The organism is Bordetella bronchialis (genome assembly GCF_001676705.1).
GTDB classification, from domain to species: domain Bacteria; phylum Pseudomonadota; class Gammaproteobacteria; order Burkholderiales; family Burkholderiaceae_B; genus Bordetella_C; species Bordetella_C bronchialis.
Genome location: NZ_CP016170.1, coordinates 5,491,115 through 5,517,254, shown reverse-complemented (window position 1 = coordinate 5,517,254; position 26,140 = coordinate 5,491,115). Strand labels below are relative to the sequence as shown.

Annotated in this window: 27 protein-coding genes; 11 read left to right on the top strand and 16 right to left on the bottom strand. The window is 68.8% G+C overall.

Annotated elements, in window-relative coordinates; all coding sequences use genetic code 11:
* The first annotated feature begins 35 nt into the window (after window positions 1-35).
* Window positions 36-1,073: an amino acid ABC transporter substrate-binding protein gene (locus tag BAU06_RS24230; RefSeq protein WP_066356646.1), complete on the top strand. Its 1,038-nt coding sequence runs from the start codon at window positions 36-38 to the stop codon at window positions 1,071-1,073.
* A gap of 24 nt (window positions 1,074-1,097) precedes the next feature.
* Here BAU06_RS24230 and BAU06_RS24225 read toward each other — a convergent pair whose 3' ends face one another.
* The 3 genes from BAU06_RS24225 to dprA all read right to left on the bottom strand — a co-directional run bounded on the left by BAU06_RS24225 (window position 1,098) and on the right by dprA (window position 3,875).
* Window positions 1,098-1,589: a hypothetical protein gene (locus tag BAU06_RS24225; RefSeq protein ID WP_066356644.1), complete on the bottom strand. Its 492-nt coding sequence runs from the start codon at window positions 1,587-1,589 to the stop codon at window positions 1,098-1,100.
* 64 nt (window positions 1,590-1,653) lie between these two features.
* Window positions 1,654-2,562: a hydroxymethylglutaryl-CoA lyase gene (locus BAU06_RS24220; protein ID WP_066356638.1), complete on the bottom strand. Its 909-nt coding sequence runs from the start codon at window positions 2,560-2,562 to the stop codon at window positions 1,654-1,656.
* An 80-nt stretch (window positions 2,563-2,642) separates the two neighbouring features.
* The gene (gene dprA / locus BAU06_RS24215) at window positions 2,643-3,875 is read right to left on the bottom strand and encodes a DNA-processing protein DprA (RefSeq protein ID WP_066356636.1); all 1,233 of its coding nucleotides are present in this window, start codon (window positions 3,873-3,875) and stop codon (window positions 2,643-2,645) included.
* 194 nt (window positions 3,876-4,069) lie between these two features.
* Between dprA and def the strand changes: the two genes are divergently transcribed.
* Window positions 4,070-4,582: a peptide deformylase gene (def, locus tag BAU06_RS24210; RefSeq protein ID WP_066356634.1), complete on the top strand. Its 513-nt coding sequence runs from the start codon at window positions 4,070-4,072 to the stop codon at window positions 4,580-4,582.
* 4 nt (window positions 4,583-4,586) lie between these two features.
* Window positions 4,587-5,531: a methionyl-tRNA formyltransferase gene (gene fmt / locus BAU06_RS24205; RefSeq protein ID WP_066356632.1), complete on the top strand. Its 945-nt coding sequence runs from the start codon at window positions 4,587-4,589 to the stop codon at window positions 5,529-5,531.
* A gap of 34 nt (window positions 5,532-5,565) precedes the next feature.
* Here fmt and BAU06_RS24200 read toward each other — a convergent pair whose 3' ends face one another.
* Entirely contained in the window at window positions 5,566-6,192 is a 627-nt protein-coding gene (locus BAU06_RS24200; protein ID WP_066356631.1) for a pyridoxamine 5'-phosphate oxidase family protein, read from the bottom strand.
* Between the two features lie 257 nt (window positions 6,193-6,449).
* On the opposite strand from BAU06_RS24200, the gene BAU06_RS24195 reads away from it, so the two are divergent.
* Complete coding sequence (locus BAU06_RS24195; RefSeq protein WP_156770323.1) at window positions 6,450-9,287, top strand: hypothetical protein; 2,838 nt, start codon at window positions 6,450-6,452, stop codon at window positions 9,285-9,287.
* A 57-nt stretch (window positions 9,288-9,344) separates the two neighbouring features.
* On the opposite strand, the gene BAU06_RS24190 is transcribed toward BAU06_RS24195, so the two are convergent.
* Window positions 9,345-9,875, bottom strand: a complete 531-nt coding sequence (locus BAU06_RS24190; protein WP_066356623.1) for a hypothetical protein — start codon at window positions 9,873-9,875, stop codon at window positions 9,345-9,347.
* Window positions 9,876-9,888: 13 nt separating this feature from the next.
* Window positions 9,889-10,473, bottom strand: a complete 585-nt coding sequence (locus BAU06_RS24185) for an LOG family protein (RefSeq protein ID WP_066356622.1) — start codon at window positions 10,471-10,473, stop codon at window positions 9,889-9,891.
* Window positions 10,474-10,820: 347 nt separating this feature from the next.
* On the opposite strand from BAU06_RS24185, the gene BAU06_RS24180 reads away from it, so the two are divergent.
* A complete protein-coding gene (locus BAU06_RS24180) occupies window positions 10,821-11,360 on the top strand; it encodes a ferritin-like domain-containing protein (protein WP_066356620.1) in 540 nt (179 codons plus the stop codon).
* A 169-nt stretch (window positions 11,361-11,529) separates the two neighbouring features.
* Here the strand turns inward: BAU06_RS24180 and rimO are convergent, their stop codons facing one another.
* A complete protein-coding gene (rimO, locus tag BAU06_RS24175; RefSeq protein WP_066359709.1) occupies window positions 11,530-12,837 on the bottom strand; it encodes a 30S ribosomal protein S12 methylthiotransferase RimO in 1,308 nt (435 codons plus the stop codon).
* 242 nt (window positions 12,838-13,079) lie between these two features.
* Window positions 13,080-13,325, bottom strand: a complete 246-nt coding sequence (locus BAU06_RS24170; RefSeq protein ID WP_066356618.1) for a helix-turn-helix domain-containing protein — start codon at window positions 13,323-13,325, stop codon at window positions 13,080-13,082.
* Between the two features lie 420 nt (window positions 13,326-13,745).
* Between BAU06_RS24170 and BAU06_RS24165 the strand changes: the two genes are divergently transcribed.
* Window positions 13,746-14,390, top strand: coding sequence for an HD domain-containing protein (locus BAU06_RS24165; protein ID WP_066356617.1), 645 nt, complete (start codon window positions 13,746-13,748; stop codon window positions 14,388-14,390).
* Window positions 14,391-14,421: 31 nt separating this feature from the next.
* On the opposite strand, the gene BAU06_RS24160 is transcribed toward BAU06_RS24165, so the two are convergent.
* A complete protein-coding gene (locus BAU06_RS24160) occupies window positions 14,422-15,432 on the bottom strand; it encodes a GntR family transcriptional regulator (RefSeq protein ID WP_231933956.1) in 1,011 nt (336 codons plus the stop codon).
* Between the two features lie 228 nt (window positions 15,433-15,660).
* On the opposite strand from BAU06_RS24160, the gene BAU06_RS24155 reads away from it, so the two are divergent.
* The 5 genes from BAU06_RS24155 to BAU06_RS24135 all read left to right on the top strand — a co-directional run bounded on the left by BAU06_RS24155 (window position 15,661) and on the right by BAU06_RS24135 (window position 20,671).
* Entirely contained in the window at window positions 15,661-16,506 is an 846-nt protein-coding gene (locus tag BAU06_RS24155; protein WP_066356614.1) for a fumarylacetoacetate hydrolase family protein, read from the top strand.
* Window positions 16,503-17,687 (top strand): alpha-hydroxy acid oxidase, encoded by a 1,185-nt coding sequence (locus tag BAU06_RS24150; RefSeq protein ID WP_197509374.1) that lies wholly within the window; start codon window positions 16,503-16,505, stop codon window positions 17,685-17,687. Before BAU06_RS24155 ends, BAU06_RS24150 begins: the two co-directional genes overlap by 4 nt.
* On the top strand, window positions 17,684-18,457 hold the full coding sequence (locus BAU06_RS24145; RefSeq protein WP_231933955.1) for an acetoacetate decarboxylase family protein: 774 nt from the start codon (window positions 17,684-17,686) through the stop codon (window positions 18,455-18,457). Before BAU06_RS24150 ends, BAU06_RS24145 begins: the two co-directional genes overlap by 4 nt.
* Before the next feature lies 1 nt (window position 18,458).
* Window positions 18,459-19,259, top strand: a complete 801-nt coding sequence (locus tag BAU06_RS24140; RefSeq protein ID WP_066356611.1) for an SDR family NAD(P)-dependent oxidoreductase — start codon at window positions 18,459-18,461, stop codon at window positions 19,257-19,259.
* Window positions 19,260-19,366: 107 nt separating this feature from the next.
* On the top strand, window positions 19,367-20,671 hold the full coding sequence (locus BAU06_RS24135; protein WP_066356608.1) for an MFS transporter: 1,305 nt from the start codon (window positions 19,367-19,369) through the stop codon (window positions 20,669-20,671).
* Window positions 20,672-20,738: 67 nt separating this feature from the next.
* Here BAU06_RS24135 and BAU06_RS24130 read toward each other — a convergent pair whose 3' ends face one another.
* From BAU06_RS24130 to mdcC, 7 genes are all read right to left on the bottom strand, one after another.
* A complete protein-coding gene (locus BAU06_RS24130; protein WP_066356605.1) occupies window positions 20,739-21,644 on the bottom strand; it encodes a LysR family transcriptional regulator in 906 nt (301 codons plus the stop codon).
* 31 nt (window positions 21,645-21,675) lie between these two features.
* Window positions 21,676-22,629 (bottom strand): acyltransferase domain-containing protein, encoded by a 954-nt coding sequence (locus BAU06_RS24125; RefSeq protein WP_066356603.1) that lies wholly within the window; start codon window positions 22,627-22,629, stop codon window positions 21,676-21,678.
* 1 nt (window position 22,630) lies between these two features.
* Window positions 22,631-23,422 (bottom strand): triphosphoribosyl-dephospho-CoA synthase MdcB, encoded by a 792-nt coding sequence (gene mdcB, locus BAU06_RS24120; RefSeq protein WP_066359707.1) that lies wholly within the window; start codon window positions 23,420-23,422, stop codon window positions 22,631-22,633.
* 86 nt (window positions 23,423-23,508) lie between these two features.
* Complete coding sequence (gene mdcG, locus BAU06_RS24115; RefSeq protein WP_066356600.1) at window positions 23,509-24,198, bottom strand: malonate decarboxylase holo-[acyl-carrier-protein] synthase; 690 nt, start codon at window positions 24,196-24,198, stop codon at window positions 23,509-23,511.
* Window positions 24,191-24,919: a biotin-independent malonate decarboxylase subunit gamma gene (locus BAU06_RS24110; RefSeq protein WP_066356597.1), complete on the bottom strand. Its 729-nt coding sequence runs from the start codon at window positions 24,917-24,919 to the stop codon at window positions 24,191-24,193. The genes mdcG and BAU06_RS24110 overlap by 8 nt, the downstream gene beginning before the upstream one ends.
* On the bottom strand, window positions 24,906-25,829 hold the full coding sequence (locus BAU06_RS24105; RefSeq protein ID WP_066356596.1) for a biotin-independent malonate decarboxylase subunit beta: 924 nt from the start codon (window positions 25,827-25,829) through the stop codon (window positions 24,906-24,908). The genes BAU06_RS24110 and BAU06_RS24105 overlap by 14 nt, the downstream gene beginning before the upstream one ends.
* Entirely contained in the window at window positions 25,826-26,140 is a 315-nt protein-coding gene (gene mdcC, locus BAU06_RS24100) for a malonate decarboxylase acyl carrier protein (protein WP_066356594.1), read from the bottom strand. The genes BAU06_RS24105 and mdcC overlap by 4 nt, the downstream gene beginning before the upstream one ends.

The following is a 26,140-nucleotide window of genomic DNA, read 5'->3' as shown; positions in this document are numbered from 1 at the left end:
GCCCGCACGCATCGACTCGAAGAAGGAAACACCCCATGCGTATCGGATACAGGTCAGGATTTTTCAAGGCTCTCATCGGCGGCGCGCTGATCGCGGCGGCCGCGCAATCGGCGCACGGCGCCACCTTGGACACCGTGCGCCAGCGCGGCGTGGTCCTGTGCGGCACGACGACCGGTTTCGCCGGATTTTCCGCGCCGGACGCCAAGGGCGTATGGCGCGGCCTGGACGTGGACCTGTGCCGCGCCGTGGCCGCCGCCGTGCTGGGCGACGCCAACAAGACCAAGATCGTGCCGCTGGATGCCCAGCAGCGTTTCACCGCGCTGCAATCGGGCGAAATCGACTTGCTGGCGCGCAATACCACGGTCACGCAGCAGCGCGACACCGCCCTGGGCATCATCCACGCGGGCGTCAATTTCTATGACGGCCAGGGCTTCATGGTGCCCAAGTCGCTGGGCGTGAAAAGCGCCAAGGAACTGAACGGCGCGACGGTCTGCCTGCAGGCCGGCACCTCCAACGAAAACACGCTGGCCGACTGGGCCAGGGCCAATCACATCGAATACAAGCCGGTGGTGATCGAGCAGTTCAACGAGGTGGTCAATGCCTTCGCCGCCGGCCGCTGCGACGTCTTCAGCACGGACGCCTCCGGCCTGGCGTCGATCCGCATCTCCAAGCTGCACAACCCCGACGACTACGTCGTGCTGCCGGAAATCATTTCCAAGGAGCCGCTGGGCCCCTTCGTCCGCAAGGGTGACGATAACTGGCTGAACATCGTGTCGTGGTCGCTCTCGGCCATGATAGAGGCCGAGGAATACGGCATTACGTCCGCCAATGTGGACGACCTCAAGGCCAACAGCGCCAACCCCAACATCAAGCGCATCCTGGGCGTGACGGCGGGCGCCGGCAACAACATGGGCGTGGGCGACAACTGGGCCTATAACATCGTCAAGCAGGTCGGCAACTACGGCGAAAGCTTCGAGCGCAACGTCGGCCAGGGCAGCCCCCTGAAATTGCAGCGGGGCTTGAACGCGCAGTGGAACAAGGGCGGCCTGATGTACGCGCTGCCGATACGCTGAAGCCGCGCCGCCGCGATCGCCGGCTCAGCCCGCCGTCGGCGGCGGCCTGCCCTGGTAGGTCGCGGCGATATGCATGAAGGCGCGCTCCAGTTCGCGCGTGCCGCCCTGGAACACCATGGGCCGGCCGGCGCGCGTGATGACCAGCAGGCGCTTGGAGAAGATCAGCGGCACGAAGCGCGCGCTCTGGATGTCGTCCCAGGCGATTTCGCGCCGCGTCAGCCAGGTCTGGCGCAGCCCCTGGGTATCGATGGTGGTGATCGAGGTCTGCATGAACCAGGCGATGACCGCCAGGGCCAGGAAGCACACCAGCACGCCTCCCAGCAACAGGGGATTCAGCTTGCCGCCGTATAGCCGGATGATGGTCGTGACGATTTCCCAGCCCAGGGCGGCCAGCAGCACCCAGGCCAGGATCTTGACCCAGTCGGGCCAGGCCTGGCCGCTGAGCGGCAGCGGACCGATTTCCTGCAGCAGCGCGGCAAGAGGGATGTAGGTAGGCGGCTCGGCGGGGCGGTTCATGGAAATGCGCGTGGCGCCTTCTGTTCAGTGTTGGACGGCACCGGGGCCCGGGCGAACGGCCGTGCTAGGCAGCCCGCTTGGCCGCCACGGCATTGCCGGCGCGGCTCGAGGACTTGCGGTGCAGGTGGCCGGACATCCATTGCCCGATATCGACGACGGCGTCGAAGTCGATGCCGGTTTCGATGTCCAGCCCGCGCAGCAGGTACAGCACGTCTTCGGTGGCCACATTGCCCGTGGCCCCCTTGGCATAGGGACATCCGCCCAGCCCGGCCACCGAGGTATGGAAAATCGCGATGCCGCTTTCCAGCGCCGCCAGGATGTTGGCCAGGGCCTGGCCATAGGTGTCATGGAAATGGCCGGACACCCGCGCCGGATCCACCACGGCGGTAACCGCGTCCATGACCTGCCGCACCCGGCGCGGCGTGCCCACGCCGATGGTGTCGGCCACGTCGATCTCGTCGCAGCCCAGCGCCAGGTAGCGTTGGGCGACATCCACGACCGACTCCACCGGCACTTCGCCCTGGTAAGGGCAGCCCAGCGCGCAGCTGATGGAGCCGCGCAGCCGCAGGCCTGCCGCCTTGGTGGCGGCGGCCACGGGTTCGAAGCGGGCGATGGATTCGGCGATCGAGCAATTGATGTTTTTGCGGGAGAAGGCTTCGCTGGCGGCGCCGAAGATGACGATCTCGTCGGCGCCGGCGGCCCGCGCCGCCTCGAATCCCTGCATGTTGGGCGTGAGCACCGAGTAGATCGTGCCCGGACGGCGTTCGATGCCCGCCATGACGGCGGCCGCATCGGCCATCTGCGGTACCCATTTGGGGGACACGAAAGACGTCGACTCGATATTCGGAAAGCCGGCCGCCGCCAGGCGGTTCACCAGTTCGATTTTGACGTCGGTCGGGATGAACTCTTTTTCGTTCTGCAGGCCGTCGCGGGGGGAAACCTCGACGATTTTCACGCGGGTGGGCGTAGACATGGTGCTTTCCTGGACTGGTGCGGCGAAATCGTTGCTGCGATATGAAGGCTGCGATATGAGTGTGGCGATATAGCGGGATATTAGCCCCTGGCGGCGCGGCGCGCTCCGGCCAAACGCTGGAAACGGCCTCCATCCAGCCGGGCGATCGTGCCGGCCAGCTCCAGTTCCAGCAGCCGGGTCGCCAACGTGGCCGTATCCAGTCCGGTACGGGCAAGAAGCGTATCCAGATGGACGGGATCGTGGCCCAGGGCCGCGAGTACGGCGTCCTCGCCGTCGGGCTCGCCGGGCTCGCCGTCCGCCACGGTCCGGGCCGGGGTTCCGCTCTCCGCGGCGGGGTCGCTGGCGCCATCCGGGGCATGACGGGGGCGCCCCGCCCCGGGACCGCCGGCCCCCGGGAGGCCGCGCCCCGGATGGCCGGCGCCGAGCTCGTCCGTGATATCGCGCGCGGTTTCCACCAGCTTGGCGCCCTGGCGGATCAGCGCATGGCAGCCCCGCGACAGGGGGGAATGAATGGACCCCGGAATGGCGAAGACCTCGCGGCCGTTTTCCGCCGCCAGGCGCGCCGTGATCAGCGAGCCGCTCTGGCGCGCGGCCTCCACGACCAGCACCCCGCGCGCCAGCCCGGCCACCAGCCGGTTGCGCTGGGGGAAGTGATGCGCCAGCGCGGGGCTGCCCAGCGGCAATTCGGAGACCAGGGCGCCTTGCGCGGCGATGCGTTCGGCCAGGCCGGCGTGGCGCGGCGGATAGATGCGGTCGATCCCGGTGCCCATGACGGCCACGGTGCCGGCACCCTGCGGGCCGGCATCCAGCGCGCCTTCATGGGCGGCCGCGTCGATGCCCTGCGCCAGCCCGCTGACGATGCACCATCCGTGCCGCGCCAGGTGGCGGGCGAAGGCGCGGGCGTTTTCCATGCCGCCCGCCGTCGCGCTGCGCGCGCCGACCACCGCCAGCGCGGGCCCCGCCAGGCGGGCCGGATCGCCGCGCACGTAGAGCAGCAGCGGCGGATCCGCCATGGTCAGCAGCGATGGGGGGTAGCGCGGGTCGGCCAGGGTCAGGACATGGCAGTCGCCGGCCTGCGCCCAGCGCAGGGTGTCCTCGATCAGCGCCGCGAGCGCCGGCGGGGGCGGCGCCGCCAGCTGGCGGGCAAGGTCGGCGGGCAGGTGGCGCGCCAACGCGCCGGCGCGCATGGCGTAGATGTCTTCCGGCACGCCGGCCGCCTGCAGCAGCCCGATGGCGCCCATCACGCCCAGGCCGGGTTCCAGGGAGAGCCGCAGCCAGGCGGCCAGTTCATCGCGGTTGGGATCCAAAGGCATGCGCGCAGTGTCGCACGTTCCCCGGCCGGCGCGCAGCGGACCAGTGACAGGAATGCGCGCATCCGTCCCGCTATACCCGCCTTAGCGGGAAACTATTAGAAATCAAAGCCTTGATGAATTATCATGACGCTTATCCCAACCTCCGAATTTGCCTCCCGCCCGCGGTTGCGCGGTCGCGGGATGCCACGCTTTCCATGGCTTTGCTCAACATCCTTCACTACCCCAACCCGCGTTTGCACATCAAGGCCAAGCCGGTGGCGGAAGTGGACGACCGTATCCGCCGCCTGGTGCGCGACATGGCCGACACCATGTACGACGCGCCCGGGGTCGGCCTGGCCGCCACCCAGGTGGACGTGCATGAACGCGTGGTCGTCATCGATGTTTCGGAAGAAGGCAACCAATTGCTGGCGCTGATCAATCCCGAGATCACCTGGAAGAGCGAAGAAAAACAGACCTATGAGGAAGGTTGCCTGTCCGTGCCCGGCATCTACGACGAAGTCGAGCGCGCCGCCCGCATCCGCTTCAAGGCGCTGGATGTCGAAGGCAAGCCCTACGAGATGGAAGCCGAAGGCCTGCTGGCCGTGTGCGTGCAGCACGAGCTGGATCACCTGGACGGCAAGGTCTTCGTGGAATATCTCTCGCCGCTCAAGCAGAACCGCATCAAGACCAAGCTGCGCAAGGCCGAGCGCGAAGCGCTGCGGGCCTGACACGATGCGCGTCGTCTTCGCCGGCACGCCGGATTTCGCCCGCCTGGCCCTGGAAGCCATCCTGGCCGCCGGCCATGCCGTGCCCCTGGTCCTGACACAGCCCGATCGCCCCGCCGGACGCGGGCTCAAGCTCACGCCCAGCCCCGTGAAGCAGGCCGCCCTGGCGGCCGGCATCCCCGTGGACCAGCCGCGCAGCCTGCGCCTGGACGGGCGCTATCCGGAAGACGCCGCCAAGGCGCGCGACCAATTGCATGCCGCCGCCCCGGACGTCATGGTGGTCGCGGCCTACGGGCTCATCCTGCCGCAGTGGGTGCTGGACCTTCCGCCTCACGGCTGCCTGAATATCCATGCCAGCCTGCTGCCCCGCTGGCGCGGCGCCGCCCCCATCCAGCGCGCCATCGAGGCCGGCGACACCGAAACCGGCGTCACCATCATGCAGATGGATGCCGGCCTGGACACGGGCGATATGCTGCTGGTGCGCCGTGTTCCCATCGGACCGGAGCAGAATGCGTCGTCCCTGCACGACGAACTGGCCGCCGCCGGCGCGTCCGCCATCGTCGAAGCCCTGGCCGCGCTGCAGGCCGGCGGCCTGTCCCGCGCGCCCCAGCCGGCCGAAGGCGTGACCTATGCGGCCAAGCTGGACAAGGCAGAGGCGGCGCTCGATTTTTCCCTGGCCGCCGATGTACTCGCCCGCCGCGTGCGCGCCTTCGACCCGGTGCCCGGCGCTACGGTGCGCCTGCCGGGTCTGGACGACCCCGTCAAGGTCTGGCGCGCCCAGGCCTTGCCAGGGTCGTCCGCCATGGTGCCCGGCACGGTGCTGCGGGCATTGCCCGCCGGTATCGACATCGCCACCGCCGACGGCATCCTGCGCTTGCTGGAACTGCAGAAGGCCGGCGGCAAGCGGCAATCCGTGGACGTGTTCGTGCGCGGCTGGCAACCCAGGGACTGACCCGGTCCCGCCCGTCCAGTCCGCCGGGCCACGCTCAATACAGCGTCTTGTCCACCCGCTCGGGCAATTCGCGATCGTATCGATCCCCATCGAAACTGCTGCCGATCAGGTCTTGCAGGATGCGGCCCGTGCTGGGCAGCGCGTCGCGCGTCAGCTGCGTGGCGGGATCCCACAGGCGCGAGCGCACGATGGCGCGGGAACACTGGAAGAACACGGTCTCAACGTGGACGACCAGCACCGACCGCGGCGGTTTGCCGTCCACGGCCAGCCGCTCCAGCAAGGCGGGCTCGACGGAGATCGCCGCGCTGCCGTTCACCCGCAGTGTTTCCCCGATGCCGGGTATCAGGAACAACAGCGCCACGCGCGGGTCGGCGATGACGTTGCGCAGGCTGTCGACGCGGTTGTTGCCGCGGCGGTCCGGAAGCAGCAGCGTTTGGTCGTCGTGGATTTCGACGAAACCGGCAGCGTCGCCGCGTGGCGAAACGTCCAGTCCGCCAGGCCCGCTGGTGGCCAGGGCCACGAAAGGCGCGGCGCGGATGAAGGCGCGGTAATTGGGATGCAGGGTGGCGCTTTCCTTGAGCAGGGAAGCTTCCTTGGGCTGGCCGTACAGGGCGCTCAGCGCGTCCAGGTCGGCGATGCGGTGCGCGGAGTCGATCTTCATCGCGTGCGTGTTCCGGGAAACGACAGGCGCGGCCAGGCGCCGCGCCGCGGCTATCGTAGCCCAGATGCGCGGGGCGGCGCCGCACCCCTCGGATTTTTCCCAGCCTCTTTTCCGACAAGACCCTGCCGCGACGACGTGCGCAGTCGTGGTGGACCGTCGATGTCTTTCCTACGATGGCCGGTTTGCGCGCGGCGGCGAGGCGCGCGGCGTGGGGGACTATGCCGGTTTGTGCGTCCTCCGCCGGTAACCAGGAGAGCATGATGGCGTTGGACGGTTTGGGCTCGATGGGCGGCATGTCCGGCATCGCGGGAATCGCGGCGTGGGATCCAGCCGGGGCAGCGCCGTTCCGGGCACGGCCCGGCATGGGAAAGCGGCTGGCGCGCCTGGCCCGGGATATCCGGGACGTGCATAGCGTCCGCGGCAAGATGTCGCTGGTGCATGCCGAACTGCGGGGTGGGAGCCGGGTGCGCGGGCTGCGCCAGTGGTTCGATGCCGCGCGCGGCGCGGCCATCGGCCCGGCCGACATGCGGCACCTGCTGGGCCGGCTGGTGCCTGGCGCGAGCCTGCCGGTACAAGCGCGGGTCTTCGCCCGGATCGCCCAGGCCTACTGCGCAAGCGCCGGCATCGAACACTTGGCCGCGCTGCGGCGCAGGCTGCCGGGCGCCGCGCCGGATGCCGATGGCCGTGCCGGCTGGACGCCGGCCAGCGACGCCGCCCGCGCCGCATGCGCGACCTTCCGCGCGATGGTGGACGCCAGGCTGGCGCGCGATACGCTGGTCATGCCGCTGAAGCAGATCGTGCAGGCCTTGCCCGCCACGGCGGATGCGCGCGCGGTGGCGTTCCGCGACGGCACGGCGCTGGACATCGCCTGCGCGCGCCTGGCGGCCAGCCTGCATCGCGCGGCCTATGACGGAGTCGCGCCCGCCCTGCTGGCCGCCGCCCTGGACCAACTGAGCCACGCCGAACGCCGCATGCTGGCGCAACACTTGACGCCGAGCCGGCCCGACGCCCGACGGGCGCTGGATCCCGCCGATTGCACCATGAGCCGGGCGCTGCGCCGGATGCAGCCCTCGTCCGATCTGTGGCAGCGGCGCCTGCACCTTATCGGAGAGCTGCAAACCGCCATGCAACGGGTGGCCGGCCAGCGCCTGGACTATTTCGTCCACACGACCGCGCGCCTGATCGATTTCCGGCTGGCCCAGGGCGACCGCTGCCAGACGGTCTATGAACTGGCCTTCGCGTCCTTGTCCAGGACGCTGGAAACGGTGGGCGATGCCGGCCTGCTGGAACGCGGCGGCCCCGCCACGCTGGCGCCCAGGCTGATCGCCGCGGCCCTCCTGGGCAAGCCGCTGAAGGACGTGCTGGCCTTCGTGTCCCGTCTCGATATCCCGGCCCTGGGTACGCTCCTGCTCGCCATGGAAGGCGCCGCCCCGGAATACGCCGGCGCGGCCGCGCTGATCCGCGGCGTGCGCGACGACAAGATACGCGGCTACCGCGACCCGCTGGCCGGACGCTTGCGCGATGTCCAGGACGCCCTGGCCGCCGGCCGACGGTGGCCGATCGCGCGTCGGCTGCACGCACTGGCCCGGGCGGTGGACGCCTGGCAACAGAACTGCGCGCCGGGCGGGCAGGAAATTCCCCACTCCATCGCGCGAGACCTGCACGCTACCGTGCGCAAAGCCATGGACGCGCTATCCCTCGACCCGGCCGGACCGGTGTCGGTGCTGGGCCGCGCAAGCATCGAAGTCCTGTGCGGCAGCGAGGCCGAATGCCTGCGGCTGGCGGAACCGGCCTTGCAGCCATACGGCCTGCGGCTGGACAGGGCCGCGCTGGAAGCCGTCGCCGCCGACCGCGCCGGCCCCCACATCGCGATGACGCTGGAGCACCTGCACGCGCTGGTGGACCTGCTGGCGCAAGAAAACGCGGAGCCCGCCCGCATCGTGCAGGCCTTGCGCGATGGCACCGAATGCCTGGCCGCCGCGTGCGCGCGGTATGCCAGTTTCATCGACATGAGCGCGGACGATACGTTGCGACTGTGTACCCGCATCGCGGGCGAGGCCTGGCGCGGCTTTGCCGATCGCCAGCCGGACCGGGGCGCCGTGGCGCGGGCGGCATTGCGGTCCGCCTGCCCGGCGCTGGACCAGGCCTTGAACGACGCGGCCGCACCGCTTATCCAGGACCTGGATGAAGATCGTCCCCGCGACGGCGACTGGGGGCGCGATCCGGCTACGCATGCGGTCCGGCGGCTGCGGCTGGCGTCGCACTTGATGGCGGCGTTCGGAGCGGTATGCCGCCTGGACGGCGAGGAAGCAGTCGGTGGCGCCGATGCACGCCCTTTCGATTGGTCGCCTCCCTGGTGCGAGGCGATCGCCGGCCAGTTCGGGGTGTACCACGATCCGCGCGGGGGCCAGGCCGGGCTGGTGATGAGCCCCGCGCAGCAGGATGTCTTCGCCCGCCTGCTGCTGGACGACGAGCTGGCGCCCGACCGCATCGTCGACTATTCCGTCTCCACGGCCGCGGGAACCGTCATCGTGCCGATCGATGCGCAGCTGCTCATGGATGGCATACAGCGCACGGGATCGCGCTTCTCGGTTAGCGGTGTCGACCGCGATGGCCGCTATGTTGCCTATACGGATTGCACGCCGCTGGCGGGCGAGACCAGCCATGTCCCCGGCGTGGAGCGCGCGCTGCTGGCGCTGCATCGGCTGGCCGGCCCCGATACGCCGATGCTTACGACCTACCTGACGCAGACGGCCTCCGCCGGCTTCATGTTCGGCCTGTCCGCCTTGGGCGAGCAAGGCCCCATCCGCATGGACGACGGCCTGGCGGTGATGCCGGGCGGCCTGGCCCGGACGCATGCGGATATCCGCCGCATGGCCGACGGCTCGTATGTCCTGCGTATCAACCCCGTCTGGTATCGGCTGGACACCGCCACGGCCAGCGACGGCTCCAGCGCCGTCAAGCTGGATCCGCGGCGCAGCTTCGCTTCCCTGGCGTGCGACGTGCGCCTGTCGCGCGGGCCGGATAGCCGCTGGCGCCCGGACGTCGTCAGCCCGCTCATGATCCGTTGCCATATGGTGCCGGCGGACACGTGATCGACCCGGCCTGTTCCACGCCGGGTCGCCGTGCAGACGACGGCCCAGGCGGTGCGATCAGCGCAAAAGCCAGCGCAGCTTGTCCAGGCCGGGCAGGGCTGGCATGCCGGCCAGCGCCGTGCGGTCCAGCCAGGGATAGGGCAGCGCCGTGATCCATCCGAACACCGCCGGCATGGTCTCCGGGGGCAGCGTCTCCATCGTTTCGATGGTGATCGTCAGGTGGCTGACCCGATGGGGATCGGCCTGGAAGCGCCAGTCGTAGCGGCCGCAGCCCACGCGCACCTTGCCGCCCGCCTTCTCCGTCATCGCGACCATCCAGTCGCAGCTGAACGCGTCCAGCACCGCGCCGGCCGCGGGACGGTCCAGGTAGAAGGTGTAGACGTTGTCGTAGGTCTGGCCGAAATTGCGCGACAGCGTATCCGCGATGGCGGACACGCCCACCACTTCCGATGGAAAGGCGATGGCCTGGGTTTTCAGCACCATGTCCAGCCGGGCATCCGGCGCAAAGGCCCTGGCCATATACCAGGGGCGGTTCTCGTCCTTGGCATGGAAGTAATCGCGCAACAGCTGTTCGGTGGTGATCGTCATCTTCGCCTGGCGCCTATTTCGCCGGTTCTATCCATTTCGATACGGTGGGCGGCACATAGCTGGCGAAACGCTCCAGCAGCCGGCCCGGATCGCTTTCCACGGCCAGCATCGCGCGATGCTGCGGCCGCATGAAGGCTTCTTCCACCGTATGGTCCAGGAAGGCGGTCAGCTTGTCGAAATAGCCCGCGATATTCAGCAGCCCGCAGGGCTTGGCGTGGAAACCCAATTGCGCCCAGGTCCAGGTCTCGAAGATCTCTTCCAGCGTGCCGACGCCGCCGGGCAGGGCGACGAAGCCGTCGGCTTTCTCCGCCATCATGGTCTTGCGCTCGTGCATGGACGCGACGATGTGCTGCTCGGTCAGGTTGCGGTGGGCCAGCTCCTTCTTCACCAGGGCTTCCGGGATGACGCCGATGACACGCCCGCCGTGCTCCAGCACGGCATTGGCCAGGATGCCCATGATGCCGGCGCTGGAACCGCCATACACCAGGCCCAGTCCGCGTTGCGCCAATTCGCGGCCGAAGCCGCGCGCCGCTTCGGCATAGACGGGCTGCCGGCCCGCATTGGAGCCGCAGTACACACAGATGTTCTCGAGTTTCATCGTTGCATCGCTTGTAAACATGGCGGGCCGGCCGCCCGGGAGAGTCCCCAAGGCCCGTTGTGTCCGGGCTGCTTCGGTTTACCTGGGACGCCGGCGGGGCCGCGCCCCGTCCGCCACGGTCCCGGGAGCGAAACTTGCTTGAGCATCGGACCGACTGAAGCCCGGTAGTTTACGCACATTTTCAGGCGGCAGGCCGTGGCGGGTCCGCGCGCCCCGCCGCGCGCCATTGCGCGGCGATGCCGTCGCCACGATGGCGCCAGCAGGGCGGGGCGGGCAGGCCGTCGGGACGGTAGTCCCCGGTGCCGCGCCGTGACCGTCAGGCGCCTCTACATAAGGAGAGTACAGATATGGATATGCCCAGCCAAAAGAAGGATTTCCACGTCGACATCCAGGCCATGCGCCAGCGCGCGCGGCAAGGCCTGGAAGACGGCGCGGTGACCGAGAGCTATCGCGCCGACCGCGAGACCGTCCTGCGCCTGCTGAACGAGGCGCTGGCCACCGAACTGGTCTGTGTGCTGCGCTACAAGCGCCACTTCTTCATGGCCCGCGGCATGAACGCCGAGCCGGTCGCGGCCGAGTTCCAGGAACACGCCACGGAAGAGCAGGACCACGCCGACCGCATCGCCGAACGCATAGTCCAGCTTGGCGGCGAGCCCGACATGAATCCCGCCAATCTGGCCAAGCGCAGCCATTCGGAATACGTCGAGGCTTCCACCCTGGAAGACATGATCAAGGAAAACCTGGTCGCCGAGCGCATCGCCATCGACAGCTATCGCCAGATCGTCGAATACATCGGCGACGACGACCCCACGACCCGCCGCCTGATGGAAGAGATCCTGGCCGTGGAGGAAGAACACGCCGACGATCTGTCGGACTTCCTGGCCTGACGGGGAGCCGGGCGGGGCGACGGCGAGGACTGGCGCGGATTATCGAAGTCGTTCGCCGCGCCGGGCTACCCTCGCCCGGCGCGTCTGCCGGGGCTGGCGCAGCCCGGCCATGCCGCGCATCGCTTGGCCGGCGCGGCGTGGATCCGCGCCATCCGGCCCTTGCAGGACATCAGCGCTCGATGGCGTCCGCCCACAGGTCGTATTCGTCGGAATCCGTCACCGTGGCCCGGATCAGATCCCCCGGCTTGAGCGGCTTCTCCGATGCGACATAAACGCTGCCGTCGATTTCCGGCGCGTCCGCGCTGCTGCGCCCGATGGCGCCGTCTTCATCGACTTCGTCGATCAGCACTTCGATTTCGCGTCCCACGCGGGCCTGCAGGCGCGCCGCGGAAATGGCCTGCTGGTGTTCCATGAAGCGTTCCCAGCGTTCCTGCTTGACCTCGTCCGGGACGGCATTCCCCAGCGCGTTCGCGGGCGCGCCTTCCACCGGCGAATACTGGAAACAGCCCACGCGGTCCAGCTGCGCTTCGCTCATCCAGTCCAGCAGGTACTGGAAGTCCTCTTCCGTCTCGCCGGGGAAGCCGACGATGAAGGTGGAGCGCAGCGTCAGGTCCGGACAGGTCTCGCGCCACTTCTTGATGCGCGCCAAGGTCTTGTCCTCGAACGCCGGGCGCTTCATGGCCTTCAGGATGCGCGGGCTGGCGTGCTGGAAAGGGATGTCCAGGTAGGGCAGGATTTTGCCCTCCGCCATCAGCGGGATGACTTCATCGACGTGCGGGTAGGGGTAGACGTAATGCAGACGCGTCCACACGCCCAATTCCGACAGCGCCGCGCACAGCTCGGTCATCCGCGTCTTGACGGGACGGCCGTTCCAGAACCCGCTGCGGTACTTCAGGTCCACGCCATAGGCGCTGGTGTCCTGCGAAATCACCAGCAGCTCCTTGACGCCCGCCTTGACCAGGCGCTCGGCCTCGTTCAGCACATCGCCCACCGGCCGGCTGACCAGGTCGCCGCGCATGGACGGGATGATGCAGAAACTGCAGCGGTGATTGCAGCCCTCGGAGATCTTCAGGTACGCGTAGTGGCGCGGCGTCAGCTTGACGCCTTGCGGCGGCACCAGGTCCACATAGGGATTGTGGTCCACGCTGGGCGGCGCGGCATCGTGCACGGCGCGCACCACTTGTTCGTACTGCTGCGGCCCCGTTACGGCGAGCACACTGGGATGCACGCTGCGTATGGCGGATTCCTCCACGCCCATACAGCCGGTGACGATCACTTTGCCGTTCTCGGCCAGGGCTTCGCCGATCGCTTCCAGCGATTCCGCCTTGGCGCTGTCGATGAAACCACAGGTGTTGACCACCACGACGTCGGCATCATCGTACGAGGGCGTGACCTCGTAGCCTTCGGTACGCAGCTGGGTCAGGATGCGCTCGGAGTCCACCAGGGCCTTGGGGCAGCCCAGGCTGACGAAGCCCACGCGCGGCGCACGGTCGCCGCCGGAGCCGCCGCGCGGCGCGTCGCCGGCCTTGCCGGGACCGCCAGGGCCAGCGGCATGGCCGCCGGGCTGCCGTCCGCCGCTGGCGCCATGGTTGCTGCCATCGACGTTGACGGCGCCGCCGTCGGTCGCATCGCGGGGCCCTTTGCCGGCGCGGGATTTTTCAAGGATTTCCAATCTGGTTCACCGTAGGTTCGCGCGGGGCTGGCGCCCCGCGCAAGGATTCATTCCGTTTCGTCCGCATGCCAGGGCGGCAGGTCGCGCAGGGTTTGCGGATGCAGCACGGCCAGCCGCAGCAGGGTCTTGGCCGCCCCCGACGGATTACGCCGGCCTTGCTCCCAATCCTGCAGGGTCCGCACGCTGACGCCCAGCAAGGCCGCGAACTCCGCCTGGGGCAGGCCGACGCGGCTGCGTGCTTCGCCGATGCGCGACGCCTGCCAGCGGGCGGCGGGCGGGGCGGGTTTATTCATGAGTTGCCTGGATCCGGACGCAGGCCCGGGATCGATACCATATGCGCGCGCCGCCGGACGTGCGGCGCTTGAAGACGCGGGATTATACGGCAATGCCGTACGCGGCTGGTTTGCGGAGGTCCGGACGAGGCGCAGTCGGCGTGGGCTTCATCTGACGACCGAAGGTCCCGTCAGCAGCATGCAGGGGGCACCTCCCGCTGTGGATTTCGCCGGCGCCCTTTTTGGTACAGGCGAGCAGGCCAATCTTGGTGCTTTCCTTCGATTGACCCACGGCGCATGCTTTCTTTTTCTTCCAGCGTCGCCTGTGGTTCTCATAGCGGTGGAGGGGTATCCGGCGGTGCCACGCGACCGCATTCGCCGGATCGCGATCCCGCGACTTCACGCGGCCCGGGAGGAGACCTGATTGAAGAGGACGACGTCGTGGACCATACCGACATCTCAGGCATCAAGATCCCGGACAGCGCCCTCGCGCGGGAGATCACGCAGCTGATACGCGACACGGAAAGCGATCTGCTGTTCCATCATTCCGCGCGGGTGTACTTCTGGGGCGCGCTGGCAGGCAAGCGCAAGGGGCTGGCCTACGATCCGGAGCTGCTTTACGCGGCGGCGATGTTCCACGACCTGGGTATCACCCATCGCTACCGCGACAGCCCATTGCGCTTCGAAGTCGACGGCGCGAACGCCGCCCGGGATTTCCTGCGCGGCCATGGCATCTCCACCGCCGACATCGAGAAAGTCTGGCTTGCCATCGCGCTGCACACCACGCCGGGCATCCCGGAGCATATGCATCCGGAGGTCTTCCTGGTGCAGGAGGGCGCGGGCATGGATATGGCCGGGCGCAATTACGACGACTACACGGATGAGGAGCGCCAGGCGGTGATCGCCGCCCATCCGCGCGGCCATGATTTCGGGCATCGGGTCATCGACACTTTCTACGAGGGCCTGAAGCATCGGCCTGCCTCCACCTTCGGCACCTTCAACGACGATTTCCTCGCCTTCAATGACCCGGCGTTCCAGCGCGGCAATCTTTGCAGCATCATCCTGGGTTCGCGCTGGCAGCGGTGACGTGCAGGGCCGGCTTGTCCCGGCAGGCCGTTCAGACCGCGAGCAGGTACGGCGGCATGGCCGACGGCTTCAGCGCCGCCGCGCCCTGGAAGCGTTTCAGCCACCGGTCGTCGGCATGCCGAAGGTGGTCGTACAGCGCCTTGGCGGCCTGGGCGGGACGCCGCGTCAGCAGCAGATCATAGATGTGCACGTGCTCCCGCAGGGCGTCCTCGATCAGGTCCAAGGGGATATGCAGCACGGGGTCGAACAAGTACCGGGTCGGCACGAATAGCACGCGCGTGCGCGCCAGCGCATGCAGGATGTCCTCGTTGGGGCAGTGCGACAGCAGCGTGACGTGCAGGTCATGTTCCACGACGTCGGTATCGAAGCCTTCCCGGGGGAATCCGTCCAGGGCGTCGACCGCCGTGGCGCGCGCGCGCTCTACATACCCGGCGGGGACATGCGGTGCGGCCTGCCGCAGGGCCTCCGGTTCCAGCAGCCAGCGCAACTCGTACAGGTGATGCGTCTTGGCAGGCGTGACCTGCGGCGCCACCCAATGTCCCAGGGCGTCCTTGCTTACCAGTCCCACGCTGTGCATGCGCGCCAGCACATCGCGCACGACGGTCCGGCTGACCGCGAAATGCTCGGCCACCCGTTCTTCCACGATGCGGACGCCGGAAAAAATCATATGCGTACAGAGCTCGCGCTCCAGTTCGCCGTACATGCGTTCCCACTGCGGCACCGAGAGGATCTGCATGGGTTCCAGCACGGCGCGCCGCGCGGGCCGGATGGCTTGCACGCGGCTGCCCGCCCGGGCCCGCCCCACGACTTCATAGCCGCGTCCTGCCGATTCGCGGATGAGTTTGTCCTCGCATAAAAGACGCAGCGCGTGCCGCGCGGGGGAGCGGCTGATGCCGAAGGCCTTGGCGACTTCGGCTTCCAGCAGGCGCTCGCCCGCCTGTAGCCGCCCTTCATCGATCATCCCCTTGAGCAGTTCGTAGGCGCGGCCCTGGATGGACCGTGCGTCCATCGGGGCGGAAACATCGTTCATAGGTGTGGACATGCTGGTCGGTTTTCTCCGGAAGGGCCATGCGCCGTGCAAGGGTTCCGCCCCGCGACGGCGCGCCGGCCGCGCTCCCGCGGGCAATGGTATCGCGACTTGGACCTGGGGCGGCCCTGGTCGCGGCGACCGCCCCTAGGGCTAACCCCAATAAAACGTACTTTGCACACAAAGTACATTAATACACGTCGGCCCACTTCGGCGGCCGGCGTGACGGCAGGAGACGAAGGAATGAAACTGGTGCGGTGGGGACGGGCGGATGCCGAGCGTCCCGGTATGCTGGACGCGGCCGGCAGGGTGCGCGATCTGTCCGGCGCGATCCCGGACATCGATGGCAAGGCGCTGGCCGATGACGTGCTGGCGCGCATCGCGGCCATCGATCCGGCGACCTTGCCGCTGGTGCCCGCGGATGAACGCCTGGGTCCCTGCGTGGCCGGCATAGGCAAGATCGTCTGCATCGGCCTGAACTACCGCGACCACGCCCGCGAGGCCAATCTGCCGCAGCCCAAGGAACCCATCGTTTTCCTGAAGCCCGCCAGCGCCGTGACCGGACCGACCGATCCCATCCGTATCCCGCCGGGCGCGCGGAAAGTGGACTGGGAAGTCGAGCTGGGCGTGGTCATCGGCAAGACCGCCATCAATGTGGCGCGCGAGGACGCCCTTTCCTTCGTCGCCGGCTATTGCGTCGTCAACGATGTGTCCGAGCGCGCATGGCAGATGGAGCGCGGCGGCCAGTGGGACAAGGGCAAGGCCGCCGATACCTTCTGCCCGGTCGGCCCGTGGCTGGTCACGCGCGATGAAATTCCCGATCCGCAGCGCCTGGCGATGTGGCTGGAGGTCGATGGCGTGCGGCGCCAGAACGGTACGAGCGCCGACATGATCTTCGGCGTGGCCGAGCTCGTCGCCTATGTCAGCGGCTTCATGAGCCTGCGGCCCGGGGACATTATCGCCACCGGTACGCCGGCCGGCGTCGGCATGGGCTGCCAGCCGCCGGTATTCCTGCGGGCCGGACAGTCGCTGCGCCTGGGCGTGGAGGGCCTGGGCGTGCAGCATAGCCCCGTGCGCGCGGCGGAATGAGCGATATGTCCGCCGTCATCACTTGTGTCGAAGACCTGCGGGCGGTCGCGCGCAAGCGCGTGCCGCGGCTGTTCTACGACTATGTCGACAGCGGTTCCTGGAGCGAATCCACGTATCGCGCCAACGCCAGCGACCTGGCGCGGCTGAACTTCTGCCAGCGCGTGGGATGCAATGTCGCGGACATCCGCATGGATACGCGCATATTGGGCCAACCCGTGTCGATGCCGGTGGGCCTGGCGCCGGCCGGCCTGGCCGGCATGGTGCATCCGGATGGCGAGATCCTGGCGGCCCGCGCGGCGGCGGCGTTCGGCGTGCCCTATGTGTTGTCCACGGTAAGCATCTGCTCCATCGAGGACCTGGCCCGCCATGCCGCCGCGCCGTTCTGGTTCCAGCTGTATGTGATGAAGGACCGCGATTTCATCGAGCGCCTGGTGGAGCGGGCGCGCGCGGCCGGCTGCCCCGCCCTGGTGCTGACGATGGACCTGCCTATCCAGGGCCAGCGGCACAAGGACATTCGCAACGGCCTCTCGGTGCCGCCCCGCATGACGCTGCGCGGCCTGTCCGCGCTGCTGGCCCGGCCGCGCTGGTGCGCCGGCATGCTGCGCACGTCGCGCCGCACCTTCGGCAATATCGTCGGCCATGCCAAGGGCGTGGGCGACACCCTGGGTTTCTCGGAATGGGTCAGCCGGCAGTTCGATCGCACCGTGTCGTGGGACGACGTGCAGTGGCTCAAGCAACGCTGGGGCGGAAAGCTGGTGGTCAAGGGCGTGATGGATGCGCGCGATGCGCGCCGCGCCGTGGATGCCGGCGCCGACGCCATCATCGTGTCCAACCATGGCGGACGGCAGCTCGACGGCGCGCCGTCGTCCATACGCGCCTTGCCCGCGGTGGCGCAGGCCGTGGGCGGCCGTGCCGAGATCTACCTGGACGGCGGCGTGCGCAGCGGCCAGGATGTCCTGCGCGCCCTGGCGCTGGGCGCCAACGCGGCGTTCATCGGCCGCGCCTATATGTACGGGCTGGGCGCCTATGGCCAGGCGGGCGTGGCGCGCTGCCTGGACATCCTGCGGCGGGAACTGGAATCCACCATGACCCTGTGCGGATTGACCCGCGTCCAGGACGCCAGTCCCGACCTGATCGTGAATCCCTATACCGCATTCAAGCAACAAGGAGACCACGCATGACCCCGATGTTCGGAAACTACAAGATGCACGAAGGCAGCGGCGTCAACCCGCCGTACTCGCCGGCCTATCCGGTGGAATGGGAATGCCCGCTGCGCACGCTGGAGGTAGTGACCCGCGTCGACCGCCGCAAGGTGGAAAAGCTGCTGGCCGACACACCGTTCGAGGTCGTCAACGACCGCGTGGCGTTCCGCTTCATGCTCTCGCCGGGCCACACCCTTGCAATCCATGCCGGCCAGATGTTCGACCTGATGGTGACCGTGCCCGTGCGTTTCCAGGATCTGTTCACACAGACCCATATCTTCATGTATTGCAGCGATCCCATGGGCATTTGTGCCGGCCGCGAACTGTTCGGCTATACCAAGAAGGACACGCACTACGCTTTCGATGAAACGCCGGACGGCAAGGTCAGCGGCTGGGTGCGCCGCCGCAATGTGCCGCTGGTCGACTACCGCTTCACGCCGGATCCCGATGCGCCGCTGGTCATGCTGACCGACGAGGCCGAACAGCCCGGCGGCGAAATCCATGTGCGGCGCCTGCCGGATCCGGAAAAGGTCGGCACCGCCTACGCGGATGTGGTGTATCGCCGCACGCCCCTGCGCTACACCCGGCCGCTGCCCGGCCGCATCGACTGGACCCTGCATCCCAGCCAGTACGACCCCATCGCGGATCTGGAGCCGGAGGTACTGGGCGCGCACTTCATGACCTCGGACGTGTATGGCGGGGGGTTCGCCGTGGAAGACCGGCGCCTGCTGAAGCGGCTGATCCCCTGACATGGCGCAGCGGGAGCAAGGCCATCGCGTCGTCCTGCTGACGGGGGCGGGCGGCGGTATCGGCAGCGCCATCGCGCTTGCCCTGGCCGGCCAGGGATGGCGCGTGGTGCTCACCGACCGCGATCCGGCGATGCTGGATGGCCTGCGGCGACAGTGCGACGCATCGATGCTGGGCGCCGAGACCTTGCGGCTGGATGTCACGCGGGAACAGGAGGTGGCCGACGCCGTGCGGCATGTGGTGGAGCGGCACGGGCGATTGGACGGCGTGGTCAGCAACGCGGGCGTTCCCGGCGCGGTCCTGCCCATCGCGGACTATCCCCTGGACATGTACACGCGGACGATGGCGGTCAACGCGACGGGGACCTTTCTTGTCCTGAAGCACGGCCTGCCGGCCTTGCGGCGGGGCGGAGACGGCAGCTTCGTCGCGGTGGCGTCCACGTCGTCCATACGTGGACGCGCGCGGCTGGCGGCCTACGTCGCCAGCAAGCATGCCGTGCTGGGGCTGGTGCGCAGCGCCGCATTGGAGACGGTGGGCAGCGGCGTGCGCGTCAACGCCGTGCTGCCGGGCCCCACGCGCACCGCGATGATCGATGCCATCGACGCCATGGCGCAAGGGAGGGCGGGTCCGCCCGGCGCCGGCCCGCCCGCCGCCAACGCGCGGGGAGCCATCCAGCGCGCCGTGGCGGCGCCGTACGGGGAGCCGGCCGACGTGGCGCAAGCGGTGGCGTTTCTGTTGTCGCCGGCGTCGCGCCATATGAACGGCGCGGAGCTGGTGGTGGACGGCGGCAGCACGCTGGCATAGGCGGGCCCGCCATATCGCGGCGCCTTGCCGCCGCAACCGTATCCCGCCGAGGCCGATCCGGTGCCGGCGGAAGACCACATTATTCGAAAACATCCCAGGGAGACTTTATGCAAACCGCAGCCAGCGCCTTATCGCCCGGCCGACCCGTCACCGCGCAGCACAAGCGGGCACTGGTGGCCGCCTGCATCGGCAACTTCATCGAATACTTCGATTTCGTTATCTACGGGTATTTCGCGCCCGTGATCGCGCAGCTGTTCTTTCCGGCGGACGATCCCGCGGCCAGCCTGCTGCTGACCTTCGCCGTCTTCGCCATCAGCTATGCGTCCCGGCCCATCGGCGGCATCGTGTTCGGCCACCTGGGCGACCGCTACGGCCGCAAGACCCCCCTGGCGGCCGCCATCATCCTGATCGCCGCGGCCACGACCGTCATCGGCCTGATGCCGACCTACGCCTCCATCGGCATCGCCGCGCCCATCCTGCTGACGGTGGCCAGGTTGATCCAGGGCATATCCGTGGGCGGCGAGTACGGGGGCGCCACGTCTTTCATCTCCGAATACGCGCCCGCCAACCGGCGCGGCTTCTATACGGGCTGGCAGACCTTCACCATCGGCCTGGCCCTGCTGGTGGGCGGCGGCGTGGCATCGCTGATTACCGGTACGCTGACCACCGAGCAGCTGCATGCCTGGGGCTGGCGACTACCCTTCCTGGCGGGCGTACCGCTGGGGCTGGTGGGCCTGTACCTGCGCCTGAAGCTGGAAGAGACGCCGCACTTTACCTCCGTCCAGGAACATCACGCGGTGGAGAAGGCCCCCTTGCTGACAGGGCTGAAGAAGGAGTGGAAGGCCATACTGATCGGCATGGGTTTGATCTCCGCGCCGTCGGCGTGCATCTACATTTACTACATCTATACGCCCACCTATCTGGCCAAGGTGCTGGGCTTTACGCTGGCCGACGCGCAGCGCGCGAATCTGTACAGCATGGTTTTCTACTGCGCGCTGCTGCCTTTCTTCGCGCTGCTCAGCGACATCGTGGGCCGCAAGCCCCTGATGTTGATCAGCGCGCTGGCGGTCGCGCTGGTCACCTACCCCGCCTTTCACCTGCTGGATCCGCGGGATTTCAACCAGACGGTATTCGCACTGTGCCTGATGGGCCTGGCCTTCGCGCCGCATTCGGCCACCGCGCTATGCGCCATGTCGGAGATCATGCCCACCAAGCTGCGCTATACCGGCCTGTCGGTCAGCCTGAACATACCGGTTACGCTGCTCGGCGGCACGGCACCCTTCCTGGCGACGTACTTCGTGGCGCGTACGGGCAATCTGTATTCGCCTTCCTGGATCGTCATCGGTGCCGCCATACTGACCTTGCTGGCGGTGCTGGCATACCGTGAAACGCTGAAGACGGGGCTGCGCTGAAAAAACAGGCCGCGGGGTGGCGCGCATCGCGGCCCCGCGCCGAGGCTTGGATATCGCCGCGCGCCGGCTAGTACCCTGGCCGCGACCCGTGCAGTCCCGGCAGCCGCGGATACTCCAGCGCCAGCGGATTTCGCTCGATCAGCGCGGCCAGTTCCCGTGCGGCCCGGCTCAGTTCGCCCTGGCGCCGCACCAATACGAACTCCAATGGCGGCAGTTGCGGCAAGCCGTACTCCGCGGCATCCAGGGTGCTCAGGGTATGCGGCACGAAGCCGCGGCCACAGGCGGTAATGCCCAGGCCGGCCATGACGCCCGCGTGGATGCCCGCCATGCTCCAGCTGGCGTGGACGACGCTATACGGGATGCCCGAGTCCTTCAGTTTTTCCAGGACCAGCCGCCGCGTCACGCTGGGGTCGAAGTACAGGGCCAGGGGCAGGGGCCGCCGCCGGGCGATGCCTTCCGCGCCGGTCGCGCCCACCCATACCAGCGGCTCGGAGTGGATGGGCGACAGGGAAGGATGATGCCGCTCGCTCAGGCGCTTGGCGAGCACCAGGTCGAACTCGCGCTTTTCCGCGCGATCGAGCAGCTTCAGGCTCATGTCCACCTCGACGTGCAGCACGACATTGGCGTGGGCACGGCGATATGTCTGCAGGATCCGCGGCAGCCTGGACAGGGCGATGTCTTCCGCGATGCCAAGCCGCACGTTGCCGGACAGCGACGAGTCGCGCACGCGCAGTTCCGCTTCTTCCAGGGTGCCGAGCAGCGAGCGGGCGTATTCCAGCAGGGTGGCGCCCGCTGCCGTCAATTCGACGCGGTGGGTGTCGCGCAGGAAGAGCGTCGTGCCCAGGCCGTCTTCCAGGCGCCGCACGCGTTGGCTGACGGACGATTGGCTGAGCCCCGTGCGCGCCGCCGCCTGCGTGAAGCTGCCGGTTTCCGCGACGGCGATGAAAGCGGGAAGCAACTGGGTGTCTATCATGGCGTGCGCGCGCCCCACGGACGATGACGGATTATCGCCCAGAATCCCGGTACACGCGGTCCAGCCATTCCCGCAGGCCTTGCGGATGGCGGAAGTGATCGACGGCGCGGGCGGCGCGCTCCGGGCAGCGGCCTTCCCACATGCGGCACAAGGCGTCGCCAGGCCCCAGCTCCAGCGCCGCCACCGCGCCGGCGTCGATGCAACTGTCCAGGCAGGCGGACCAGTCCAGCGATTGCGAGATCTGCGCCGCCAGCTTGTCCAGGCCGGGGCCGATGGCGCGGACTGGCTCGCCGTCGATGCCGGAAAGCAGGCGTGCCTGCGGCGTGGGCAGCCGCGCCTGCACGGTCGCCAGCCGTTCGGCGTAGCGGTCGCGCGCCACGGCCAACAGGGGCGAATGCGAAGGGACCCCCACGTGCAGCATGGCGACGCGGCGGGCGCCGGCGCGCCTGGCGTCATCCTCTATGGCCGACAGCGCGCCGGCATCGCCGGCCAGGACGAAGTGGTCGACATCGTTCACGATAGCGATCCAGGCGCCACCGCGCGCCAGCCACGGCGCCAGGGTGGCGCGGTCCAGGCCGACGACGGCCAGCATGCCGCTGTCCGGCGGCGCGGCGGCATCCATGGCCTGCGCGCGCGCCGCGGCCAGTTCCAGCACCGTGGCCACGGGCAAGGCCCCGGCGCAACCCCACGCCGCCAGTTCGCCGATGCTGTAGCCGGCGATGATGGCGCGGGCGGGCCGCATCGGCTCCAGCGCGGCCCAGGCCGCCAGCGCCTGCACACAGCAAAGCAGCTGGCCCGCGCGGTTGCTGTACAAGCTGTCCGGCGGCGCCGTGCGTACGAAATCCCGTGGATCCATGCCATCGAACCAGGGCGCCGCCTGCTGGAAGATGGCTTGCGCTTCCTCGGCCTGGCCGCTGACCGCGAACATGTCGCGGTGCTGCCCGCCCTGGCCCGAGCACAGAATGGCGATCAGGGGCGGCCGCATTTCAATCTCCCACGCTATCGACGAACAGGGCCATCGCCAGCAGGTCCGCGCATCCGCCCGGGGAAAGGCGGCGCGCCACGAATTCCCGATGGATGGCAGCCGCCGATTCGCGCCAGTCGGGCCGCGCAATGCCGCCACGCACCAGGAAGGACCGCGCGGCCGCGCGCGCCCACGAACCGCCAAGCGGGCCGCCGCGATGCAGGAGATTGGTGTCTTCGACTTCGGCCACCAGGGCGAACAAGGCCTGCACCCGCTGCGCCTCGGAATCCCTTGGCCGCAGCAGGCGCGCCTGGCGCAGGGCGGGCAGCGCGATGCGGTACAGGCTGGGAAACCCCGCGGCGGCTTCGGCGCGGGCCCCGCCGGCGCCATAGCGGCGCAACACCGATATCCCATTGCTATCCGCGGGCCGCGGACCGCCCAGGATACTGGCGCCCCAACGCCAGGCGACGATGTCGCCCAGCGTATCCGATACGCCCATGCGTTCGCGATAGCCTGCCGCCGCGCACAGCAGCCCCACGCCGAAAATCGCGCCGCGGTGCGTGTTGACGCCGCCCGTCGCCGCCATCATGGCGTGTTCCGCCTGGATGCCCAGCGCGCGCAGGCCGTGCATCGCCATGCCGGCGGCGCCGGCGGCGGCGATGTCGCGGAAGTAGGGGAGCAGGCTCTCCGCGCTGGCTTCGAAAGTCGAGCAGTCCATGTCGTCGTGGCTGCCGGCGTCGATATGCGAAACCAGTCCGGGCTTGGGCCAGGTGTGCACCTCCGACAGCAGGGCATCCTGGGCCAGCACGGCGATGTCCTCGACATCGCGGAAGGTGCCGTTGCACGCGCCCGGGAGGAAGGCGGCCGCCGCCGGCGCCGCGAGGGCTTGAACGCAGGGCGTCACGATGCCGCCCCTGCATGGTGCCAGCGCTCGCGCGCCCACAGGCGCGAGCCGTCCAGCGTCTTGACCAGCAGCGGTGTATCGGCCTGTGCCCGCGCCAGTTCCGCCCACTGCACGGCCGCGCCCTGCCGGACGATTTCTCCGTCGATGCGTGGCAAGCCCCGCGCGCCGATACGGGTCAATGCCCGCAGCAGCCTGTCCAGATCGGCGGGAGTGGCCGGGCAGGGCCACAGCAGATCGACATCCGAAGCGCCGCCGACATAGGGCATGGATGTCAGGAACTGCCATAGCAGGCTGCCGAACACCCGTGTGCGTACGCCCGATGCCTGCGCGGCCTCGCATACGGCATCCAAGGTCGGACGCCAGCCCGGCGGGACGGCTTCGCAGGCCAGGATGACGTCCAGCGCCACCGGGGGCCGCACCGCCACGATGGCGCTGGCCGGGACCTGGAAGGCAATCCGCTGCTTGCCATGCGCCGGGGGCGTGGGCAGGCCGACGGCTACCAGCTCGTCCGCGTGCCGGCCATCGAATTCGCCCGCCAAGGGCCGCCGGCGCATCACCGGGTGCCCGGCGGCCGCCCAGTCGCGCACGAAGGCATTGCGCGCCAGCGACGGGGCCTGCCGGAAGACGTCGTGCCATGCCTGCGGCGATAACTCGATCAGCGCATGCCTTGCCGGGGATTCAGGCATGATGGGCCGCCTCGTCCTGGACCTTGGCCGCGATGGCTGCGGCCTTCAGCCGGCCGCCGCGCGACGCGCCCAGCGCGTCGCGGTCGTCGGCATCGCCGGCCTTGCCGGAAAGCAAGGCCAGCAGGCGGGCGGCGTATTCCGCGGGTTCGTCCCACTGCTGGGCGATGCCGCCCATTTCCATCATCGGCGCCACGCCCGGCGCGAACACGGGCGTGCGTTCGGCCATGGCCCGCAGTTGCGCCACGGGCAGCTTGGTCACGCGCGACATGGCGCGCAGGTTCATCACGCTGGGATCGGCGCCCGGCACCACGACCAGGTGGTCCACCGCCATCGCGGTCGCGATCATCGCGCCGGCCGACGCGGCGCCGTACAGGATCCCCACCGTCCTGCTGCCGGTGGCCGAGGCCAGGTACAGGGACTTGGCCAGGTGCGCCAGGTATTCATTGAGCCCGAGCAATTCGTCGCGGCGGGCCATCAGCTGGCTGCCGGCGTCGACCAGCAGGACGAGCGGCCTGCCGGCATGGGTGGCCACGTGGCGCAGGATACGGCCGGACAGGTCGATGGCCAGATCGGTCCCCACCGGGCGGGCACCGGTCAAGCCGATCACCGTGACGTCGCGGCCGTCGGCCAGGCGCGCCATGCCATCGAGAATGCCGGCGGCATCGGGCGCCATCGCGGCCGTTGTGGGAAACAGGGCTTGAAGCAGTTCATCGTGCGACATGTGCGTCTCCCAGCGATTGCCGTACCAGGTGCAGGAAGTCCTCGTCGCCGAGATCGGCGATGGACTCGGGTGTGTCCAGGGCAAGTTCGCGCCAGATCTCCGGCGCATCGCGGCAGTCGCCGTGACGGGCCAGACGCTGCTGCAAGCGCGCCTGCTCGGTTTGCAGGGTGTCCAGGTCGAAGGCGGCGGCCCGGTCCAGGAAATCGCCGGCCAGGCGGCGGAAGTCGTCGATGTCGTCGCGGGCATAGCGATCGGCGCCGCCGGTCAGGACGCGGGTGCGGCCACCCGTCACGCGCCACACCAGGGCGCGGTCCTTGGCGTCGAACTCTTCGACGCCCCGGTTGGTTTCGATGACTTCGGGACCCGACACGCCGATGCGGCCGGACTCCGAAACGATGATGTCCGAGCAGCAGGCCGTGACCAGTCCCGCGCCGCCGAACGCGCCCGCCTTGCCGCCGATCAGCGCCACCGCGCGCAATCCCGCGCGGCGGGCCTGCAACAGGGCGCGGATGACTTCCGACACGGCCAGTTCGCCCGCGTTGGCTTCCTGCAGGCGGACGCCACCGCTATCGAGCAGCAGCAGGATAGGCCAGCGCCTGCCTTGATCGGCAGCGGCGCGGGCGGCGCGCAGCAGGCCCACCAGCTTCGCCCCCGAGACCTCGCCGAACGTACCGCCCATGAATCGGCCTTCCTGCGCGGCCACCCATACCGGCCGGTCGTGCAATAGGCCGCGGCCGACGATCATGCCGTCGTCGAAGGCGCAGGGCAGGTCGAAAAGCGCAAGGTGCGGACTGGTTTCGCGCTGCGCCGGACCGACGAATTCCACGAAGGTTCCGGCATCCAGCAGGCCCTGCAGGCGTTCGCGCGCGCTGGCTTCCATCCAGGAGCGGGTGGGAATAAGGCTGTTCATTTGTCTTCCTTCAAGGCCTGGCAGGCCTGGGCCAGGCGCAGCAGCACCGTGTCGGGCCGCGCGCCGCCATCGTTGATCGAGAATGCCACGCCGCCGGGCGCATAGCGCTGGGCGAAATCGCTCAGCACCGCGTCCCATACGGGCTCGAAGCCGGACACGGCGGTCGATACGTGAAAACTGCATGACTGGTCGTCGACGGTGCGCTCGGCCAGCACTTCAAGATTGCCGGAGGCCACCACGCCCACCAGGGTGCTGGGGCGATGGCCGGGCAGCCGTTGCGGGGCCGCATGGCGGCGGATGATCGTTTCCAT

Bases quoted from the DNA above. Each gene is read 5' to 3' on its own strand.
- BAU06_RS24185 (WP_066356622.1), bottom strand. From the start codon at position 10,473: ATGAAACTCGAGAACATCTGTGTGTACTGCGGCTCCAATGCGGGCCGG.
- mdcC (WP_066356594.1), bottom strand. From the start codon at position 26,140: ATGGAAACGATCATCCGCCGCCATGCGGCCCCGCAACGGCTGCCCGGC.
- def (WP_066356634.1), top strand. From the start codon at position 4,070: ATGGCTTTGCTCAACATCCTTCACTACCCCAACCCGCGTTTGCACATC.
- BAU06_RS24180 (WP_066356620.1), top strand. From the start codon at position 10,821: ATGGATATGCCCAGCCAAAAGAAGGATTTCCACGTCGACATCCAGGCC.
- BAU06_RS24105 (WP_066356596.1), bottom strand. From the start codon at position 25,829: ATGAACAGCCTTATTCCCACCCGCTCCTGGATGGAAGCCAGCGCGCGC.
- BAU06_RS24160 (WP_231933956.1), bottom strand. From the start codon at position 15,432: ATGTCCACACCTATGAACGATGTTTCCGCCCCGATGGACGCACGGTCC.
- BAU06_RS24190 (WP_066356623.1), bottom strand. From the start codon at position 9,875: ATGACGATCACCACCGAACAGCTGTTGCGCGATTACTTCCATGCCAAG.
- BAU06_RS24135 (WP_066356608.1), top strand. From the start codon at position 19,367: ATGCAAACCGCAGCCAGCGCCTTATCGCCCGGCCGACCCGTCACCGCG.
- BAU06_RS24140 (WP_066356611.1), top strand. From the start codon at position 18,459: ATGGCGCAGCGGGAGCAAGGCCATCGCGTCGTCCTGCTGACGGGGGCG.
- BAU06_RS24145 (WP_231933955.1), top strand. From the start codon at position 17,684: ATGACCCCGATGTTCGGAAACTACAAGATGCACGAAGGCAGCGGCGTC.
- mdcG (WP_066356600.1), bottom strand. From the start codon at position 24,198: ATGCCTGAATCCCCGGCAAGGCATGCGCTGATCGAGTTATCGCCGCAG.
- BAU06_RS24225 (WP_066356644.1), bottom strand. From the start codon at position 1,589: ATGAACCGCCCCGCCGAGCCGCCTACCTACATCCCTCTTGCCGCGCTG.
- BAU06_RS24170 (WP_066356618.1), bottom strand. From the start codon at position 13,325: ATGAATAAACCCGCCCCGCCCGCCGCCCGCTGGCAGGCGTCGCGCATC.
- BAU06_RS24155 (WP_066356614.1), top strand. From the start codon at position 15,661: ATGAAACTGGTGCGGTGGGGACGGGCGGATGCCGAGCGTCCCGGTATG.
- BAU06_RS24150 (WP_197509374.1), top strand. From the start codon at position 16,503: ATGAGCGATATGTCCGCCGTCATCACTTGTGTCGAAGACCTGCGGGCG.
- BAU06_RS24230 (WP_066356646.1), top strand. From the start codon at position 36: ATGCGTATCGGATACAGGTCAGGATTTTTCAAGGCTCTCATCGGCGGC.
- BAU06_RS24130 (WP_066356605.1), bottom strand. From the start codon at position 21,644: ATGATAGACACCCAGTTGCTTCCCGCTTTCATCGCCGTCGCGGAAACC.
- BAU06_RS24220 (WP_066356638.1), bottom strand. From the start codon at position 2,562: ATGTCTACGCCCACCCGCGTGAAAATCGTCGAGGTTTCCCCCCGCGAC.
- BAU06_RS24200 (WP_066356631.1), bottom strand. From the start codon at position 6,192: ATGAAGATCGACTCCGCGCACCGCATCGCCGACCTGGACGCGCTGAGC.
- BAU06_RS24195 (WP_156770323.1), top strand. From the start codon at position 6,450: ATGATGGCGTTGGACGGTTTGGGCTCGATGGGCGGCATGTCCGGCATC.
- dprA (WP_066356636.1), bottom strand. From the start codon at position 3,875: ATGCCTTTGGATCCCAACCGCGATGAACTGGCCGCCTGGCTGCGGCTC.
- fmt (WP_066356632.1), top strand. From the start codon at position 4,587: ATGCGCGTCGTCTTCGCCGGCACGCCGGATTTCGCCCGCCTGGCCCTG.
- BAU06_RS24110 (WP_066356597.1), bottom strand. From the start codon at position 24,919: ATGTCGCACGATGAACTGCTTCAAGCCCTGTTTCCCACAACGGCCGCG.
- BAU06_RS24125 (WP_066356603.1), bottom strand. From the start codon at position 22,629: ATGCGGCCGCCCCTGATCGCCATTCTGTGCTCGGGCCAGGGCGGGCAG.